Raw genomic sequence first — 19859 nt, 5'->3', positions numbered from 1 at the left:
TTGGATTCAAGAAGAAGATTTAACCGTTCGCATGCTTCAGGTCGATCAACTGCGTGCAGAGCATGTACACCACGCCGCATCCGGCGAGGAACTGAAGGACGGTGTCGTAGGTGCCGACATACTGGAGAATCAGGCCGACGATAATCGGTATCAGCATGCCTCCGAGGCTTCCGGCGAAGTTCATGATGGAGCCCACGATGCCCACGCGCGAGCGGTCCGCGAGAATGGCGGGCATGCTCCAGTACAGACTGCCGAAGCTGACCACGAAGGCCGCGGCGGACAACAGAATCACCGCTTCCACCGAATCCGCCACGTGCGGCAGCAACATGAAAACCGCGAAAATGCACAGGCCCGAAAAAGTCAATATGGACTTGAGCACGCGCGCTCTCGGCCAGCCTCGCTGGATGAGCGCATCGGCGCCAAAGCCGCTCGCCAGACAACCGAGCGCACCGGCGATAAAGATGAAAAAGGTGGCCATGCCGAGTTGCTTCAGATCGAAGCCGCGGGCGTGCGCCAGATAGCTCGGCCCCCATGTCAGGAGTCCAAAGTTCACCATGGCCCAGCTCGCGCGTCCAACAGTCAGCCCGAACCAGGAGCGGACCCGCATCGGCACGGCCGCAGTGTCGCCCTGCCCGTTTGCCGTGGAAACCGCGCTGGCCTGACGGATGTGTGCGATCTCGGCCTGGTTGACGGAGGGATGACGTGCCGGATCGTCGCGCACCTGGCGCCAGGCCAGCCAACTCATCGCGGTCGTGACGAGCCCGGCGATGACGAACGCCGTCCGCCACGAGTGAAACGACACGATCAGCCATGAAATGGCCATGCCGCCCAGCGCCGCGCCAAACAGCCCGCCGGCATCGACCAGCACGGCACCCCGGCTGCGCTCGCCCGGCGCGAGCCAGAGCGCGTTCAACTTGGCGCCCGACGGAAAAAGCGGCGCCTCGGCGGCACCCAAAGCGAAGCGGGTAGCAAGCAACGACACCGCGCCGGTGGCGCAGCCCGCGATCGTCTGCGACAGCCCCCACAGGAGCGTCGATCCCGTGAGAATCCTGCGCGGCCCGAATCTGTCGATCAGCCATCCGCCCGGAATCTGCAGCGCTGCGTATGCCCAGAAAAAGCTACTGAGGATGAGCCCCTGCATCGCGGGTTGCAGCATGAACTCCTTGCCGATCGTCGGCATGGCGATGGACAGCGAAATGCGGTCCAGCAGATTCATCATCACCAGAACAAAGATGACGGCGAAGATCCGCCATCTCACCGATGTCGGTGCGGCGTCTGCCGCGTGTTCCGGTGCTGCCGAAGCGGCCTCTGCGATTGGGGTTGTCATCTCGTCTCCTGTCCATTTCTGTTTTATCTGGTCGTCGCATCAAGGCGCGATCCAGTTATCCCCGGCCCGCTTCGATGTCCGACCAGACCGGTCCATCGGGATACTGATAGCGTGCGAGCGTTTCGCGCTTCATCTCGATGCTGTAGCCGGGGCGGCCTGGCGGCATATAACGGCCATTGCGGATCGTCACGGGGTCGATGAAGTTTTCATGAAGATGATCGACATACTCGAGCACGCGATTTTCGAGCGAGCCGGCTACGGCGATATAGTCGAACAGTGAGATATGCTGCGTGTACTCGCAAAGGCCCACACCGCCGCCGTGAGGACAGACCGGAATGCCGTACTTCGCGGCCATCAGCAACACGATCAGAACTTCGTTGAGGCCGCCGAGCCGTGCGGCATCGAGTTGGCAGAAATCGAGTGCGCGCGCCTGGAACATCTGCTTGAACATCACGCGGTTGTGGCAGTGCTCGCCGGTGGCAACGCCCACGGGCGCGATGCGCTCGCGGATACGCGCATGCCCGAGGATATCGTCGGGATTCGTCGGTTCCTCGATCCACATCGGTTCGAAAACAGCCAGCCGACGCATGGCCTCGATCGCCTGATCGACTTCCCAAACCTGGTTGGCGTCCATCATCAAGGACCGGTCCCAGCCGATCTCCTCACGCAGGATTGCGGCACGCCGCATGTCTTCCTCTAGGTTCCCGCCGACCTTCTGCTTGACATGCAGCCAGCCATCGGCAACGGCTTCGCGGGCCAGCCGACGCATCTTCTCTTCGGAGTAGCCGAGCCAGCCCGGCGCAGTCGTATAGCCGGGAAAGCCCTGCTCCAGCATCTCGGTTTCGCGCCGCCTCTTTCCGGGCACCTGCTTTCGCAGTAGCGCGATCGCTTCCTCCGGCGTCAGCACATCGGTGACGTAGCTGAAATCGATGCAGCGCACGAGCTCTTCCGGCGTCATGTCGACGAGCAGTTTCCAGATTGGCTTGCCTGCCGATTTGGCCCACAGATCCCAGACCGCGTTGACGATGGCCGCCGTCGCGAGGTGAATGACGCCCTTCTCGGGGCCGAGCCAGCGCAACTGACTGTCGCCGGCTGTGAGCCGCCGCCAGAAAGCGCCCATATCGGAGGTGATTTCTTCCAGCGTGAGGTCCTTGAGAAGCGCGGAAAGCGATTCCACGGCCTTTACGCAAATCTCATTGCCGCGCCCGATCGTGAACGTCAGACCGTGCCCTTGCAGGTCATCGGGGGAATCGGTATGGAGCACCACGTAGGTCGCCGAGTAGTCGGGCGCGGAATTCATCGCGTCGGAGCCGTCGAGGGACTTCGACGTGGGAAAGCGCAGATCGTGTACCGAAATCCGGGTAATTCGCGTGGTCATGGCAGGAACTCAGACAAGTCGTTTCGAAGAAGGAGTGAACCGACTGTACATCTCTGCTCGATATATGAATAATTGCCGATTCATATCCATCGATACTAAATTCGATATGTCAGAGGATCTCCGCCCGCCGACCGGCACCGCGACGCAGACGCATGCGCCGCTGAAGATTTCCAGTCGTCAGATCACGTTGATCAATGCGCTGGATGAGTTCCGCAACCTTCGCAAGGCTGCGGCGGCAATGCATACCACCCAGCCGGCGGCGAGCCTTCTGCTTCAGCAACTCGAAGAGCGCATGGGCGTCCCCTTGTTCACGCGCCTGCCGCGCGGCATGGAGCCGACTGCGTTCGGCGAAGTGCTCATCCGGTACGCACAGGGTGTGGTGCACGAGTTCGGCCATGCCGAATCCGAAATCAAGGAATTGGCGGCGGGGGCGGCGGGGCTGGCGCGCATCGGGACCGTGGTCGGTCCGGTGCCGTCGCTTGTGACGCGCAGCCTGCTGGCGTTCAAGGCGAACCACCCGCGCGTCAGAATTTCAATCGACGTGGGGACTAGCGATACGCTGTTGCCATTGCTGATCCGCGGAGATCTCGATGTGGTGATCGGCCGTCTGCCCGACCGGAACAGTCATCCGGAAGTCAACGTGGAACTGTTCGGCATGGCCGAGCACATGCGCGTCATCGGCCGCCCGCAGCACCCTGCCATCCGGATCAAGAATCTGACGCTCAAGGAACTCGTGAATCTGACGTGGATTCTTCATCCCGTCGGCAGTCCGATGCGCTTGAGAGTGGAAAACATTCTGGCGCTCGCCGGCATGACGGAAACGCTGGACGTCATCGAAACGGCCAACCTGCTCGCTACGACCGCGATGATCGAAGCATCCGACATGGTCTCCGTCGTCCCTGATGACGTTGCGCAATACTATGCCCGCTACGCGATGGTGGCGATGCTGCCGGTCGAATTGCCGGTCCCGATGGTCAACCTGGGGCTGTTGACGCTGCGCGGGCGTACCATGTCGGCCGCGGTGGCGAGCCTCGTGCAGCACCTGCGTGAGCAAGGCAATTGCAGCTCATGCTGAATCGAAACACCGAACAATCCTTTAGAGACTCAAATGGAACAAACCGGACAGACGAATCAACGTATTGGTGTAAGCGGACTGGGTGTAATGGGGACGGCGATCGCGCAGCGTCTGTTGCAATGCGGGCACACGGTGACGATCACGTCGCGCCGTCCGGCGGCAGCGGCCGCGTTGCTGGAAGCGGGCGCACAGTGGGCTGAATCGCCAGCCGGCATCGCGGCGAACTGCGACGCCGTGATCGTGAGCGCAAACAATGCATCGCAAGTCGAGAGCATCGTGTTTGGCGAAAACGGTCTGGCGAGCGCGGGCGGACGCGGGTTGCTCGTCATCGACATGTCCACGATCGCTCCGGATCAAACCGTCGCCTTCGCTGCACGCGCGGCAGAACTGGGCATGGGCTGGGTCGATGCGCCGCTGTCCGGCGGCGAGCCCGCCGCACGGGAAGGCCGCCTTACGCTCTTTCTCGGCGGAGAGCCGTCGCATGTCGAAAAAGCGACGGCGATTTTGTCGAGCCTTTCGAACCGCATGACGCATCTCGGTCCGGCCGGCTCCGGTCAGACGGTCAAGGTCATCAATCAGGTTCTGGTCGGCATTGGGCTTTTCGCTTTGTCCGAGTCGGCGTCGCTCGCCGGCGCTGCGAACCTGGACCCGCAACGGGTGGTCGACGCGCTGACAGGCGGCCGCGCCGACTCGGTGATACTTCGCGAGTTTTTCGTCAAGTTTGCGAACCGCGACTACACGCCGACGGGACGAATCGCAAACATGCTCAAGGATATGCAAAACGCACAAGATCTGGGGCGATCGGTCGGACTGCCATTGCCATTCACAAGCCTTGCAACGGATCTGAACCGGTGGCTGGTGTCGCGTGGTCTCGGCGATGCCGATATTGCCGCGACCATGGAGTTCTATCGCAGCACCTGATCTCAGATGATTCTCCAACCGAATTGCCGCATGCAAAGGCAGTCATAGCCCATATAACCTGCTCGCGTTGTCGTGGAAGAGCGCCAGCCGTTGTTCGCGCGGAAGGTGCGCAACCATTTCTTTGAAGCCTGTAAAGAGTTCGTCCAACGTAACCACAAGGCTATCGACGGGGAAGTTACTTGCGAAAACGCAACGCTCGACGCCGAAGCGCTCGATCGCATCACGGACAATCCGACCATTGCGCTCAACACTCCAGCGCACGTCGGGTTCTCCGATCCCGGAGATCTTCAGCCATACATTCGGAAAAGCCGCGAGCAGTTCCAGCGCGTCTCCCCATGCAGCGATCGCTGCGGCGCTGCGATCTGCCGGCAACCCCGCATGGTTGACGATGATCTTCGTACCCGGAAAATCCCTCGCCAGTTCGGCAGCCTCACCAAAGTGCCACCACGGTGCCTGCAACTCGAACGAGAGCCTTGTTCGCGCGAGCATCTCGAACCCGCGACGCCAACGTGAGCAACGCATCGATCCAGGTGGGGCAAAGTCGTTCCGATGCTGGTCGCGCGGCACTGTCTTCGGCTTATGGCGAACGCTTCGCACGATTGGCAGGTCATGATAGGCAGACAGTACCTCGCCCACGTCATCGCGATCGAGCCAGATCTGACCGGCCATCGCATTGGGTGAACCGGTGCGCTCATTCAGATCCGTCGCCCAACGCGCCTCACCGACAGGGTCAAGAGGGTTCCATTCGCCCTCCATCATCACTGTTTTCACGACGAGATGGCCGCGCGCCTGATCAAAATAATCCTGCGGCAGAAAATCTCTGCAAATCGCCTCGTAATCACCATAGCGAAACGGAATACGAGGCAGGTCGCATAACCACGGATGGTAATTGCCGGTCAGATCCCAAAAATGATGGTGAGCATCGACGATCGGCAAGTCTCGATCGTCCCCGCTGTCGAGAAAGCGCTCGCGCGCTGTTTCGATATCCGTGCTGTTCATGACTCGCATAGGTATTCGCCGATCTCGTTGAAAGTCATGTGTTATCGCGTTCACTCTCGCCGCGATGGTGACTTTACAGATCTTCGAGACCTGCGAACATTTGTCAAAACTTAACGATGTATATCCGATTTGATATGTGTCGGGGCCAGGCTAACCTCGACAGATTCCGCGGTTGGTCACGGAGCTATACAGCGATTTTTGCCAACCTCCGTAGTTCTGGGCCTGCGTGATCGTGAAAGCGGCGGATGCCGGAACACAGATAGTTCAAGCCTGGCTCGCCTTCCGGACTCCGTACAAAACGGTTCTTTGGACACTCGCCCCAACACAGCTTCAAATGCTTGCACTGTCGGCAATATGTTGGAAGCGTGTCGCGCTTGGCGTAGCCGAACGTTTGCTGCCGCGTGGAAAAGGCCATCTCTCCCAGATGCACATCGCGGATGTTACCGAGCGACCAGTCAGGATATACATAGTGGTCGCATGCGTAGACTTCGCCGTCGTGTTCGATGGCCAGCGCTTTGCCGCAAAACTCGGCTGTTACGCAAGTCTGCGCCGCGCGACCGTTGGTCTGAACTACGGCCGTCTCGAACAGGTTGACCAGCACGCGGCCCACATCCCGTTTGAGCCATTCATCGAAAGTTCTCGATAGAAAGTAGCCCCAGTCGTCCGGATCGACTGACCAGTCCGTCACGACAGAGTCTGCGTTACCCGGTTTGGCCGCGCTGCTTCCGAGCATCGGCATGGATTCCGCCGGCCAGTGCTGGGGCGCGACGCTATGGAAATCCTTTGGCTCGACGCAAGGAATGAACTGGATATAGCGGGAATCCAGTTCGTTGCGCAGGAAGCGATAGACGTCGAGCGGCCGCCGCGCGTTGACGCGGTTGACGACAGTGAGTGTGTTGAACTTGACGCCGTGCTTTTTCAGATAGCCGATGCCACGCATTACTTTGTCGAACGTCGGCTGTCCTTTGCGATCGAGGCGAAACGCGTCGTGCAGCTCACGCGGCCCGTCGATGCTGACGCCCACCAAAAAATCGTGCTCTTTGAGGAACAGGCACCAGTCGTCGTCGAGCATGGTGCCGTTTGTCTGGAGATCATTCGAGATGCGCCGCCCTTCAGGCGCGTACTTTCTTTGAATTTCGATGATTTCTCGAAAGAAGTCGATTCCGAGCATCGTCGGCTCGCCACCCTGCCACGAAAATATGATCTCGTCACCGTTTTGCGCTTCGATGTACTGACGTATGTAGCGCTCCAGCATCGAAACCTCCATGCGGCGGCCACGTTGCTGGTTGAGGAGATGTTCCTTGTGAAGGTAATAGCAGTATGTGCAATCGATATTGCACGTAGAACCGATGGGCTTGGCCATCGTATGAAATCGCCCTTTCTGGTCGGGCGCCACCGGTTCTAGTGATGGCTGCGCCTTATAGAATGAGATCGGCTGTATCGATGCCATGCCGGTGGGATCGTGCATGTCGATTCCTTTGGCGCGTCAGTTTCCAGTCGGCAGCGGAATATTGAAGCCGTTCTTCTCCAGATTGTCGCGAACGTACTTCAATCGCTCGTATTGGCTGAGGGTAATCAGGCCCGAGTACGACTCGCTCTGAACTTTACGAGGCGGGTATTTCACGTACGTCTGCATCTCTTCTTTTACCGCGCCGCTCAAGGTCGGGAGCGTCCAGGTATGCTCCGTATAGTTGTTCATGAAGATGTCGTAGCGCTCCTGCGGATCCTGATAGAGATCGAATACCTGGGGTACCGTCGCGACATAGCTCTCCGGCCCCTTCCAGCCCAGATTGGAATCTACTGCGAGGCCACCCGTCTTCACACCAGCGTCGCCACGCAAGTTGAATACAGCTTTGAACTGGCCGACACGTACCGCACCCGGAGTCAGTTCGTTCTCGGTAAAGTAGAACCATGCAGTCCGTTTGCTCTTGCCTGTTCCGAACAGGACGGGCGACATGTCATAGCTATCGAAGATAATAGGCTTACCCTCGCGATCATTTTTTGGCAGGCTGATCCCTGCCACTGCGGCGAATGTCGCCATGCAGTCGAGGCCGCCGACAATGTCATAGTTTCGCGAATGAGGCTTGATTTTGCCCGGCCACCAGGCGATCGCCGGCACACGCGTGCCCCCTTCGCGGTCCGTACCCTTCGTACCTCGAAATGGCGTATAACCAGCGTCGGGATAGACGTCTTGCCAGGCGCCGTTGTCGGTCGTGAAGAGTACCAGTGTGTTCTTGTCGAGTCCTTTCTCCCGCAGCTTGTCGAGTATGCGGCCGACTCGTGCGTCGAGTTCGACGAGCGAGTCCGCATACTTGGATTTCGCCAGCGATTTTCCGATGTAGTCGGGATCGGGCAAATTCGGCTGGTGAACTTTCATGAAGTTCACGTTGATAAAAAACGGCTGGCCGCTTTGTGCGGCCTCGTCGATGTCGTCGAGTGCAGCCTTTTCTATATAGCGATCGACAAACGGGATGCCAACAATCCGCTTATCCGGTTCATTCTGGTACTGCCCGTTTATTTTGAAATGTTCATGCGCCTTTTCGCCTGCCTTGCCTGAGAGCATGCCTGTCGTTACCTTCGTGAACATGTCCCGTGTCTGCTGATCCATTTCTGGAAACCATTTTGGATCCGCGTAGGTATAAGCGTTCAGGTGGTACAGGCCGACGTACTTCATGTCGTCATAGCCTTGTGCGTTTGGCAAAGCGTAGTCCGCCTCGCCGAGATGCCATTTGCCCGTGAAATAGGTCTTGTAGTTGGCGAGTTTCAAGACCGACGCCAACGTCCACTCGGCGTGTGGCAGCCCGCCGCCCTGACCCTGAAAGGCAACCGTCGTCATGCCGCTTCGATTCGGATTGCGGCCCGTCTGGAGTGCGGCTCGCCCCGGCGTACAGCTAGGCTGACCATAGAAATCGAAGAAGGTCATGCCTTCGTCAGCCATTCGGTCGAGATTCGGCGTAGGAATTCCACGGCCTTCGCCACCGCCATAGACGCCCAGATCGCCCCAGCCGACGTCATCTCCAACGATCAATACGATATTGGGCTTGGTCGACTGTTGAGCACTGTCTTGCGCGTGCCCGCTGATCGCCACGCTCAGCAAGCCGGCGGCCACCAGCGCGAATGGCGCCCGTGCAACGGGCCTCGCCAATGTCGTGAAGAAAGTTCCGAGGTTCATGCCCGTTCCCCTAGAGATCAACCGACACGCGCGCAGACGCGCGAGAGCCCACCGCATTCGTAAATACGAATCGATATAGGTTCTGCCGCCGCGTGGCAAGTGTTTTTTAAGGGTTCGCGTTATTAATGCGCAAAGTGACGCGCGTTGGCACGCTTTCCCGAGGCTGAAGAGGCTCGAAGCAATATTCTTCAGTCCTATGCCGCCGCGTTAATCGTAAAACGGGGCCGAAATAAGAATAATTAGCGTAACTGATTGCATGATCAGGCGATCGTAATATATTTTGTATGTAGATTCTACGAAAGGCATTCGATCAGTAAAACACCACAGCGAAACGCGCACCCGCTTCGTTCAACGTATCGAAATGGTCGCCGCTTCAAAAAAACAATCAAATCCGGGGTGCTGGTTCGAACTCGTCAAGCTCTGCGGAGCGAACGAAAATGAACGATCTCTTGCATTCGTCGCATTCCGGTCAACACCTGCGCCCGCGAAGCCATGCGCTCGCGCTCGAGCAACGGATTCTGTTCGATGGCGCGGCCGCCGTCGCAGCGGATCATCAGCAGCATCACACCGATCCCGCGCACGCCGCCGACACATCCGAAGCCGTCAAAGCATCCGACACGCGCAGCGCGGCGCAGCACACGAGCGCAGCGCCCGTCACGCCGCGTAATCTTGTCGTGGTCGATGCCCGCGTCGAAAACGGCGGCGAACTGCTCGCGCAGGCGCCCGCCGGCACCAAAGTGCTGATCGTCCAGCCGGGCCAGGACGCGATCGCGGCCATCAACGTCGCGCTCGCCAACATGGGCCGCGCGGATTCGGTGCAGATCTTCTCGCACGGCGCGGCGGGGCAATTCACGCTCGGCGACAAGGTGTTCACGAGCACGACGCTGTCCCAGATGTCGGACGCCCTGCGCGCGTGGCGCGACCATCTGAAGCCGGATGCCGATATTGAACTGTATGGCTGCGACATCGGCGCGGGCGCGTCGGGCAAGGCGCTCGTGCAGACGCTCGCGAGCGCGACGGGCGCGGCCGTCGGCGCATCGGACGACGCAACGGGCAGCGCGGCGCTCGGCGGCGACTGGACGCTCGAAGTGACGAGCGGCACGCTCGACCATGCGATCGCGCTCTCCGGCTACGCTCTCGCGCACTACGATCATCTGCTCGCCGACGCCAGCCCGACGGTCACGCTATCGACCGCGCGTCAGGACGTCCTGCTCGGCGATCAGTTCACCTTCAATGTCTCGTTCACGAACACATCGAGCCAGGTGGGTTACGGGCCGTACGTCGATCTGCTGATGCCCGCTACCGGCCGCGACGGCAACGACGGCGTGAGCTTCGTCTCGGCGACCTATCTCGGTCAGGCGGTCACCGCCTTCAACGTCACCTTCGATGCGAACGGCAACGCGGTGCATCCACTCGCGAAGGACGCGAGCGGCAACGCGCTCGTGATCCATGCGGCCGACTACGGCTTGCGCGCCGGCGACGCGCTGGTCGTCCTGCAACTGCCCTATGCGAGCGTCGCGCAGGGACAGCCTGCGGTCAGCGTGCAGGTCAACGCGCAACTGAGCAATCTCGCCGACACGGCCTTCTCCAACGGCAGCCCCGATCTGACGATCGGCGCGCGCGGCGGATTCCAGTTCGGCAACGACTCGCTCGACAATCCCACGACCGATCCGGCGATCGTCGAAGCGGCGCTGCAGGATTTCACCGTGCATCCGACGGTCGTTTCGCTCACGCAGACCGTCAATACGCCCGAAGGCGAAACGGCCACCGGCCCGAACTTCGTGCGCACGGAAACCGTGACGGCGAGCGCCGCGCCGGGCCAGACGCTCACCGACGTGATCATCAATCAGGACATCCCCGCAAACGTTCAAGTCACGGCGATCACGCCGGGCGCGGGCGGCACGATCACGTCGCTGACCCTGCAGGACGGCAGCGTCCTGACGAACGCGGCGCTCATCAGCGCCGCCATCAATAGCGACAGCGTGTTCATCCGCTCGTACTCGGTGTCGTACGCGAGCATCACGGGTTCGGCCGATACGGTCGTGAGCTTCCACGTGCCACAGGTCGATGCCTCGGGCCGCAGCGTCATCGATCCGGCTTCGGGCGCGCCGGTGACGATCGCGTTCGGCACGGCGTCGGGAAGCGGCCAGTGGGTGCCGCTCGATCCGCGCGATCTCACGCCGCCGAACACCAGCGTCGCGTTCTCCGGCGCGGCGGACGGCACCGGCACGACCTTCGTCGCGAAGGCCGCGACGCTCGAAAAGCAGGTGAGCGAGCAGAACGACACCGGCACGGGGGGCGTCACGCCCGGCGACACGCTCGGCTATGCGCTCGACATCGATCTGTCGGATTACTTCGCGCTCGGCAAGACGCAGCTCGGCGCGGGCCAGTTCGTCGTCACCGACCAGCTCGGCGACGGCCAGACGCTCACCGGCACGCCGACGCTCACCTACAACCAGGACGGCGTCGCGCACACGATCGCGCTCGTCTCGTCGAGCACGGTCAGCGCGAACGGCGTGACGACGCTCACCTTCGACATCGGCGCGTCGCTTGCCGCCGCGGGCGCACTGCAGCCCGGCGCGCTCGCGGGCGACATCGTCTCCGACGGCGTCCGGCAGGGCGCGACCACGGCGCGCATCGGCTACAGCGCGGTCGTCGGCCAGCGCTATGCGACGAGCTACGCGCAGAGCGACATCAACGAGGGCGACACCTTCGGCAATCACGCGACGTTCGCCGCGACGCTGCTGCTGGACCGGCTCAACCTGACGGGCGGTTCCGTGAGCGACGATTCGTCGACGACGAGCACGGTGCCGACGCATCAGGTCGATATCGAACTCACCTCGGTCAACGGCGCCGCGCCGCCCGCGAGCGGCGAGCTCAATCCCGGCGACGTGGTCACCTTCAGCCTGCGCTATGACCTCGTGACCGGCGACTATGAGCAGTTCTCGATCGCGGCTTATCTGCCGCTGCCGCTCCTGAGCGCGTCGGGCATCAACTGGACGCAGGGAAGCGGCGTCGGCCAGTGGTCGTTCGGCGCGGCCAACACGAATCCCGGCGGGCTCGTGAGCATCGGCGAAGGCAGCGGCAATTCGGTCGTCTTCAATTTCGGCGGCTTCGCGACGAACACCATTGGTGGCAGCACCATTCAGGTGCTTTTCACGATGCGTGTCGGCGATCAGCCTTATGCCGATCAACGCCCGTTCGACGTGCTCGCGCAGTCGAGCCAGGTCACGACGATCGCACATACGCCGCTCGTGTCGTCCGACGCAGCCGTGGTCGCTTCCGTCGCCGAGCCGGTGCTCGCGATCCGGCAAGGCGTCGTCTCCGGCAGCGCGGGCACGGTCACCGGCACGACCGGCACATGGAGCGCGCCCGGCACCACGGGCGTGCCCTTCGCCGGATCGGTGACGGATATCGCCGCGGTCGATGGCAGCGTGAGCGGCATCGATGCGGGCGATACGCTGCGCCTCGCCACCGCGATCGAAAACTCGGGCGGCGGCGGCGCATTCGATGCCGCGACCAGCGTGACGCTGCCGCCGGGACTCCAGTTCGCAGGCGGCAGTCTCGCGGCGGCCAATCTCGCGATCTATCGCGGCGACGGCACGCAGCTCGTCGCGGGCGTGGACTACAGCGTCGCCGGCAACACGATCACCTTCCTCGACGCGGGCAACGTCGCCACGCTCCTCGCCGGACGCGCGGGCACGGCGGCGGATCAGGCGGGCTCGAACGTCGTCGTCATCACCTACGATGCAACGGTCGTCGGCAACATCGCGGCGGGCAGCACACTGCAAACGAGCGCCGCGATCACGCATTACGCGAGCGTCGAGGGCGGCACGGACTTCACGCCGACCGATCTCACCGACACCGCAAACGAGCAGATCCGCGCGCCAGCGGTCAGCGTGCAGTACGGCGGCGGCGCACTCAGCGACGCCGATTCGAGCGCGAGCCACACGGCGGGCAGCGATGTCGTGATCGGCGAATCGATGACTTACGACATCGTCGTGACCCTGCCCGAAGGCAGCACGCGCAATCTGCGCATCGACGATCTGATTCCGGCAGGCCTGCGCCTCGACACGAGTTTCAACGGCGGCCTGGGCTATCAGATCATCACGACGGCGGCGGGCAGCGCCGCGCTCGGCGCGGACTTCAACGGTGCGGTGAGCGTGGCGAGCCTCGCGGCGCTCAACGGCCAGCTCGGCGGCGACGGCGCAGGCGCGCGCTGGACCTTCACGACCTCGAGCGCGGCCGCCGACAACAATGCCGCCAACGATTCGTTCGTGATCCGCGTGCATCTGGTCGCGAGCAATACGCAAAGCAATCAGGCGGGCGTGACGCTCGCGAATCCGGGCCGGCTCGTCTACAGCGATCCGGACGGCGACACGCCCAACGGCGCGGCGGCGCTCGATCGCACGGTCGCGCAGAGCGGCGCGTCGCCGACCGTCGTGATCCGCGAGCCGACGCTCCAGGTGACGCAGACGACGCCCGCGCTGCCACGTTTCGGCGTCGACGAGGGCGACACCGTCGAATACGACATCACGATCGGCAACGGCACGGCAGCGACGGATTTCGACGCCTTCGACATCGGCTTTCTCGATGCGCTGCCTTCGCAGCTCGGCGGCCTCGCGATCGCGGGCGTCACGTATCAGAACGGCGCGACCAATCACGGCGGCCCGGATTTCGAGCTGGTGAACGGACAGTTGCGCACGGCAGCGGGCGCGAACGTCGATATCGCGAAAGGCGGCAGCATCACGATCCGCGTGTCGGGCACGGTGCTGGCGTCGGCGGCGAGCGTGCCCTCCTTCGACAACACGGCGACAGCGCAGTGGACGAGTCTCGACGGCGCGACTTCGAGCGCCGCCGATCCGGCCGGCGAGCGCACCGGCGCGGACGGTCTCCTCAACGGCGGCACGCTCAACGACTACCGCTCGAGCGCCACGCTGACCGTGCCGGTCGCGCAGGTGGTGACCATTTCGCGCGTCGGCGGCCTGACGGACACGCCCGCGCCCTCGCCCACGGACGCAGCGGACGAAAGCGTGACCATCGGCGAAGTGATTCGTTACCGCGTGGTCTCGCTGCTCGCCGAAGGCGCGACCAACGATTACTCGCTGCAGATCACGCTGCAAAACGGCCTGCAATTCATCAACGACGGCACGGCGCGCATCGTGTTCCTGTCGAACAACGGCATCCAGACGGATATCGCCAATCTCGTCACCGGCGGCACACTCAACCAGACCGGTAACGAAACCAGCACCGAAGCGCTGCCGATCACCCCGGACCTCTCCGGCGCAGCGCCGACCGGCGTGCTCAATGCCGCGAACATCGCCGTGACCACCGACGCGAACGGCAATCAGATCATCACCTTCCGCCTCGGCAATATCGTCAATCCGGACAACGATGCCGACCTCGAAGGCATCTCGCTCGAATTCAATACGCGCGTGGCCAATCAGGCGTCCAATGCCGCGGGCGTCGCGCTCACGACGAGCGCCGTCGATCGCTCCAGCGCGAACCTGCTGTCGAGCGCGGACACGGTGCGCGAGGATGTCGTCGAACCGACCTTCACCGGCGTGCAGAAGCAGGTCTACGGCTTCGATCCGGGCGTGGGCGGCAGCAGCGGCACCGCGAACGTCGACGTGCGCTTCACGCAAAGCGGCACGTCGCCCGCCTACGACGTCGTGCTGACCGACAGCTTCACGGGCGCGACGGGCTATGCGTTCGACCATCTCGTGCTCAACGGCACGACCTACACGGCGGCCCAGCTCGCGAGCATCGGCGCCGCCGTGAACACGGCGGGCGGCCTGCGGCTCACCTTCGCCGAACTCGGCGCGAACAGCCAGGTGCAGGTGTTCTATTCCGCCGACGTGCCGAACAGCGCGCCCGTCGCGCCGACCAATGCGACCCTCACGTGGACGAGCCTGCCCGACAGCTTCACGAACTGGGGCGGATCGGGCGTCGGCGCGGCGGGCAGCGCGGCAGGCGAGCGCACCGGCGCGGGCGCAAGCCCGAACACCTACATCCGCACGAGCGCGGCGGGACTTGGCGTGATCGGCGGGACGCTGTGGGACGACACGGCATCGGCGACGGCGTCCGCCACGCCGGACGGACCCGGCCTCGCGGGCCAGAGCGTCACGCTGACGTGGGCGGGCGTCGACGGCGATCTCGCCACCGCCGCCGACAATCTCACCTACACAGCCACCACCGACGCGGCCGGACACTACGCTTTCGGCGTGCTGCCGGTGGGCGTGTACCGGATCGTGTCGCCCACGGGCCCGATCAGCTATCCGCAGCCGGTCGGCGCGCTCGCCGTGCGCATCGACAGCGACGCAGCCACGCCGCTCGGCACCGTCGGCATCTCGCTCGCGGATGGCGGCACGGCGAGCGCCAACGCGGGTTACGTCGAACAGAACGATGCGCCCGTGAACACGCTGCCGGCCATTGCGCCGATCGGCCTCGAAGACACGACCTTCGGCCTCGCGGGCATCTCGGTGAGCGACGTCGACGCGGGCAGCGGCACGCTTCAGGTCGCGCTCAACGTGCTGCACGGCACGCTGTCGCTGAGCGCCCTGCCCGCGGGCGTGACGGAAACAGGCGAGCACACCGCGACGCTCACGCTGACCGGCACCCTCACCGCTTTGAACAGCGCGCTCGCCAACCTGCAATATCTCGGCAACGCGAACTTCAACGGCGCGGACACGCTCACGCTCACCACCAACGATCGCGGCAACTTCGGCGATTTCGACGGCGACGGCATCCCCGGCGAAGCCAGCGATGCGCGCGTCGCCACCAGCACGCTGCGCGTCACGGTGATCGCGGTGAACGATCCGCCCGTCGCCGTGCCCGATGCCGCGAGCGCGACCGAAGCGGGCGGCAACGCCAACGATCAGCCGGGCGTCGATCCGACCGGCAACCTGCTCGCCAACGACAGCGATGTGGACATCGCGACCAACGGCGACGCGCTGCGCGTCGTGCAGGTCAGCAACCAGAGCGGGACGAGCCTCGCGGTGCCGGACGCGGGGCGCGTCTTCATCGCGGGGCTATACGGCACGTTGAACGTGGGCGCGAACGGCGGCTATCAATATGTCGTCGATAACGCCAACGCCGCCGTGCAGGCGCTGCGCCTCACGGGCCAGACGTTGAGCGAGCGCTTCACCTACACGATCGACGACAGCGCGAATGCGAGCGCGAGCACGACCCTCACCGTGACGATCCACGGCGCGAACGACACGCCGGTCGGCGTCGACGACACCGGCTCGGCGACGGAAGCGGGCGGCGTGCGCAACGCGACGCCCGGCAGCAACGCGACGGGCAACGTGCTCGTCAACGACACCGACGTCGACAGCACGGCCAACGGCGAGACGCATCGCGTCACCGGCATCACGAATCTGCCGGAAAGCGCGGTCAACGGCCCGCTCGCGACGGTCGCGGCGGGCACGACGAGCGCAAGCGGCACGCGCATCGCGGGCACATACGGCACGCTGACCATCGGCGCGGACGGCTCGTACCGCTATGTCATCGACGAAAACAACGCGCAGGTGCAGGCGCTCGTCCCCGCCGACGCCCCGCTCGTCGAGACCTTCACATACGCGCTCGCGGACGCGGGCGGCCTCTCCGACCTCGCGCAGCTCAGGATCCAGATTCACGGCGCGAACGACAATCCCGTCGCGAGCGACGACGCGGGCGCGGCGAGCGCGGGATCGGCGAGCACCGGCGTGATTCCCGTCGATGCAACCGGCAACGTCGTCACGCAGGCGAGCCGTTCCGGCCTGCCGACGCAGCCGGGCGGCAATGGCATCGACACGGATGTCGATCACACGGACAACCCGAACACGCAGCTTCATGTCGATGGCGCGCGCAGCGGTGCCGAAGCGGCGGGCGGCACGCTCACGGCAGTCGCGGCGGGCACGACCGCCGCGAGCGGAACGAGCATCGCGGGGCGTTACGGGACGCTGCGCATCGGCGCGGACGGCTCGTACGACTACGCGGTCGACAGCAACAACGCGGCGGTGCGCGCGCTCGCGGCGGGCGCGACGCTCACCGAGACGTTCACCTACCGGATCGCCGATACGAGCGGCCTCACGGATCAGGCGCAGCTCGTCATCACCGTGACCGGCGCGAACGACGCGCCGACGCCGCAGACGGACATCGGCCGCGCGGTGGAAGCCGGCGGCGTGAGCAACGGCACGCCGGGCGTCGATCCGTCGGGCAACGTGCTCACGAATGACAGCGACCCGGACAGCGACCCCGACCGCGACGCGCTCGCCGTCACCGCGATCCGCACGGGCGCGGCGGCGGGCACGGGGACGGCGGGCACACCGGGCCAGGCGCTCCAGGGCGCATACGGCAGCCTGACGCTCGGCGCGGACGGCGCGTGGCATTACACCGTCGACAACGCCAACGCGCAGGTGCAGGCGCTGCGCCGCACGATCGACACGCTGACCGAGCGCTTCACCTACACCGTCACCGATACGCACGGCGCGACCGCGCAGGCCGAACTCGATATCGTGATCACCGGGCAAAACGACGCGCCGGTCGCGCAGAACGATCTCGCGGGCGCGCGCGAGGCGGGCGGCACGCTCAATCAAACGCCGGGCATCGATCCGGCGGGCAACGTGCTGCTGAACGATACCGATGTCGACGCCGGCGACACCAAGACCGTCGATGGCGTGCGCGCAGGCGCCGAAGCCACGCCGGGCAGCTTCATCGCCGTCGCGGGTGCGACCTCTGTTACGGGCGTCTACGGCACGTTCACGATCAATCCGGACGGCACCTACAGTTACGCCGTGGACAACAGCCTGCCCGCCGTGCAGCGACTGATCCTCGGCCAGAGCGTGCAGGAAACCTTCACCTACCGCATGCACGATGCGGCGAGCGCCAGCGACACGGCGCAGATCACGGTGCAGATCGCCGGGGCCTTCGACGCGCCCGTCGCGCACGACGATTTCGCCATCGCCGCGGCGAACAACGGCAATGGCCGTCCCTTCGACGCGACCGGCAACGTGCTCGCCAACGATACCGACGTCGATCAGACCGACACGCTGACCGGCGACGCGGTGCACGTCGGCCCGAATGGACCAGGCGGACCGGGTGGACCGCTCACGACGCTCCTGCCGGGCAGCAGCAGCACGGTCGACGCCACGGTCCTGCAAGGGCAGTACGGCACGCTCTTCATCGGCGCGAACGGCACGTACGTCTATCGCGTGGACACGACGAATCCCGTGGTCATCGCACTGGGTCCGCTGCAGACGGTCAACGATGTCTTCACGTATCAGGTGCGCGACCGCAACGACCTCACCGATCAGGGACAACTCACGATCGTCGTGCGCGGACGCAACGATGCGCCCGTTCCCCGCGACGACACAGCGACCGCCGTCGAGGCGGGCGGCCTGAACAACGCGACGCCCGGCGTCGATCCGACCGGTAACGTGCTCGCCAACGACACGGACGCCGACGGCGACGCCATGCACGTCAGCACCGTGCAGAGCGGCGACGGTGCGCCCGTCACGGCCGGCGCGCCGTTGCGGGGTCTATACGGCGTCCTGACGATGAATGCCGACGGCGCCTGGCACTACACCGTCGACAACGCGTCGGCTGAAGTGCAGGCGCTGCGCGCGAGCGGCCAGACCTTGCAGGATGTCTTCACCTACGCCGTCGAGGATTTTCTGGGCGCGCAAGGCACGGCGCAATTGCGCGTCACCATCGACGGCCGCAACGACACGCCCGTCGCGCATGACGATGCCGCCGACGGGCTCGAAGCGGGCGGCGTCGCCAACGGCACGCCGGGGCGCGATGCGAACGGCAACGTGCTCGCCAACGACACCGACATCGACAGCGCCGCCAACGGCGAAACGAAGCAGGTCGTCGGGATCGCCAGCGAAACGGGCGCGAGCGCAAGCGCGGCGACGGCGCTCGCGGGACGTTACGGCACGCTCGTGGTGAACGCGGACGGCAGCTACCGCTATGTCGTCGACAACGACAACGCCGCCGTGCAGGCGCTGCGCACGAACGGCGAGACGCTCGCCGAGACGTTCACGTATCGCATGCGCGACACCGCGGGTGCGGCCTCGCAGGCGAGCCTGCGCATCACGATTCACGGCGCGGACGACGCACCCGTCGCGCATGACGACAACGCCGTTGCGAGCGACCAGACGCCCGCGCCGCAGACGAGCGGCAACGTGCTTCCCAACGATGGCGACGTCGACGCGAACGATCGTCTCAGCGTGACCGGCGTAGCGGCGCAAGGCGGCGCCGCGACGACGCCCGGGCAGGCGCTCGCGGGCCGCTACGGCACGCTCGACCTGAACGCGGACGGCAGCTACCGCTATTCGATCGACCTGACGAATCCGCAGGTGCTCGCGGCCGCGGGCCTGGGTCAGGTGCTTCAGGATGTGTTCACCTACACGGTCCGCGACACGGCGGGCGCGACCGCGCAAGCCAATCTGAACGTTCGCCTCGACATTTCGTCACCCTACATTCCGCCGTCGGGCGAAGGTCCGCACTGGGGCGAGGCGCTCGCGTGGACCACCGCCCCGCAGCCGGCGCAACGGTTCGTTCCGGTCGTGTTCGTGACGCCCGTGGTCGAAGCCGATGCGCTGCGGGCCACCCAGCTTTCGCGCGAGGCGGACGGCAGTCAGGTCGACTGGCCGCTCGAACGTTCCGGCGCCGCGTTCGTGTCGAGCACGCCGCCCACGCTCGTGCCGGGGCAGTTCGTCGGCCGGGCGGTCCGCGACAGCCAGATCGCAAGCACGTTCGATCACGCGTGGATCTTCGGCCGGCACGGCCGCGTGAGTCTCGATGCGGACGGCCTGCTCGCCGATCCATCGGTGTTCGCCGCGCTCCCGCGCCATCTGACCGAGGGTATGCATCCGCCCGTCGAGAAGGAGGCATCGAAGACTGCCGAAGGCTTCACTTCGCAATTGCATAAAGCGGCACGCAAGCTGCCCGCCATGCGCGGCGACCCCGCCGGCCGTTAGCACTCGAACGAGGATTCGCG

General features: G+C 64.3%; 8 protein-coding genes. 3 read left to right on the top strand and 5 right to left on the bottom strand.

What is annotated here, in order from left to right:
• Window positions 1-19: 19 nt before the first annotated feature.
• Entirely contained in the window at window positions 20-1327 is a 1308-nt protein-coding gene (locus AWB74_RS26130) for an MFS transporter (protein WP_061149564.1), read from the bottom strand.
• 55 nt (window positions 1328-1382) lie between these two features.
• Window positions 1383-2705, bottom strand: a complete 1323-nt coding sequence (locus AWB74_RS26125) for an L-fuconate dehydratase (RefSeq protein ID WP_061149563.1) — start codon at window positions 2703-2705, stop codon at window positions 1383-1385.
• Window positions 2706-2739: 34 nt separating this feature from the next.
• On the opposite strand from AWB74_RS26125, the gene AWB74_RS26120 reads away from it, so the two are divergent.
• Together AWB74_RS26120 and AWB74_RS26115 are read left to right on the top strand one after the other, a co-directional pair.
• Window positions 2740-3780 carry a LysR family transcriptional regulator gene (locus tag AWB74_RS26120; RefSeq protein WP_200822028.1) on the top strand — a complete coding sequence of 347 codons (1041 nt, stop codon included), beginning with the start codon at window positions 2740-2742 and terminating at the stop codon, window positions 3778-3780.
• Window positions 3781-3813: 33 nt separating this feature from the next.
• A complete protein-coding gene (locus tag AWB74_RS26115; protein ID WP_143749313.1) occupies window positions 3814-4701 on the top strand; it encodes an NAD(P)-dependent oxidoreductase in 888 nt (295 codons plus the stop codon).
• A gap of 42 nt (window positions 4702-4743) precedes the next feature.
• Here AWB74_RS26115 and AWB74_RS26110 read toward each other — a convergent pair whose 3' ends face one another.
• From AWB74_RS26110 to AWB74_RS26100, 3 genes are all read right to left on the bottom strand, one after another.
• A complete protein-coding gene (locus AWB74_RS26110) occupies window positions 4744-5700 on the bottom strand; it encodes an amidohydrolase family protein (protein WP_061149596.1) in 957 nt (318 codons plus the stop codon).
• A gap of 184 nt (window positions 5701-5884) precedes the next feature.
• Window positions 5885-7168 carry an anaerobic sulfatase maturase gene (locus AWB74_RS26105; protein ID WP_061149561.1) on the bottom strand — a complete coding sequence of 428 codons (1284 nt, stop codon included), beginning with the start codon at window positions 7166-7168 and terminating at the stop codon, window positions 5885-5887.
• A gap of 18 nt (window positions 7169-7186) precedes the next feature.
• Window positions 7187-8872, bottom strand: coding sequence for an arylsulfatase (locus tag AWB74_RS26100; protein WP_096032032.1), 1686 nt, complete (start codon window positions 8870-8872; stop codon window positions 7187-7189).
• A gap of 437 nt (window positions 8873-9309) precedes the next feature.
• Between AWB74_RS26100 and AWB74_RS26095 the strand changes: the two genes are divergently transcribed.
• Window positions 9310-19839 carry a VCBS domain-containing protein gene (locus AWB74_RS26095; RefSeq protein WP_061149560.1) on the top strand — a complete coding sequence of 3510 codons (10530 nt, stop codon included), beginning with the start codon at window positions 9310-9312 and terminating at the stop codon, window positions 19837-19839.
• Window positions 19840-19859: the final 20 nt, after the last annotated feature.

The sequence above is a fragment of the Caballeronia arvi genome, from assembly GCF_001544695.2.
In the GTDB taxonomy this organism is placed as follows: Bacteria; Pseudomonadota; Gammaproteobacteria; order Burkholderiales; family Burkholderiaceae; genus Caballeronia; species Caballeronia arvi.
The sequence above is the reverse complement of the archived record's forward strand: the minus strand, read 5'-3'. Positions and strand labels throughout refer to the sequence as shown.

What these genes read in the sequence shown, in the direction of transcription:
- AWB74_RS26095 (WP_061149560.1), top strand. Translation starts at nt 9,310, where the DNA reads ATGAACGATCTCTTGCATTCGTCGCATTCCGGTCAACACCTGCGCCCG.
- AWB74_RS26100 (WP_096032032.1), bottom strand. Translation starts at nt 8,872, where the DNA reads ATGAACCTCGGAACTTTCTTCACGACATTGGCGAGGCCCGTTGCACGG.
- AWB74_RS26110 (WP_061149596.1), bottom strand. Translation starts at nt 5,700, where the DNA reads ATGAACAGCACGGATATCGAAACAGCGCGCGAGCGCTTTCTCGACAGC.
- AWB74_RS26130 (WP_061149564.1), bottom strand. Translation starts at nt 1,327, where the DNA reads ATGACAACCCCAATCGCAGAGGCCGCTTCGGCAGCACCGGAACACGCG.
- AWB74_RS26115 (WP_143749313.1), top strand. Translation starts at nt 3,814, where the DNA reads ATGGAACAAACCGGACAGACGAATCAACGTATTGGTGTAAGCGGACTG.
- AWB74_RS26105 (WP_061149561.1), bottom strand. Translation starts at nt 7,168, where the DNA reads ATGCACGATCCCACCGGCATGGCATCGATACAGCCGATCTCATTCTAT.
- AWB74_RS26125 (WP_061149563.1), bottom strand. Translation starts at nt 2,705, where the DNA reads ATGACCACGCGAATTACCCGGATTTCGGTACACGATCTGCGCTTTCCC.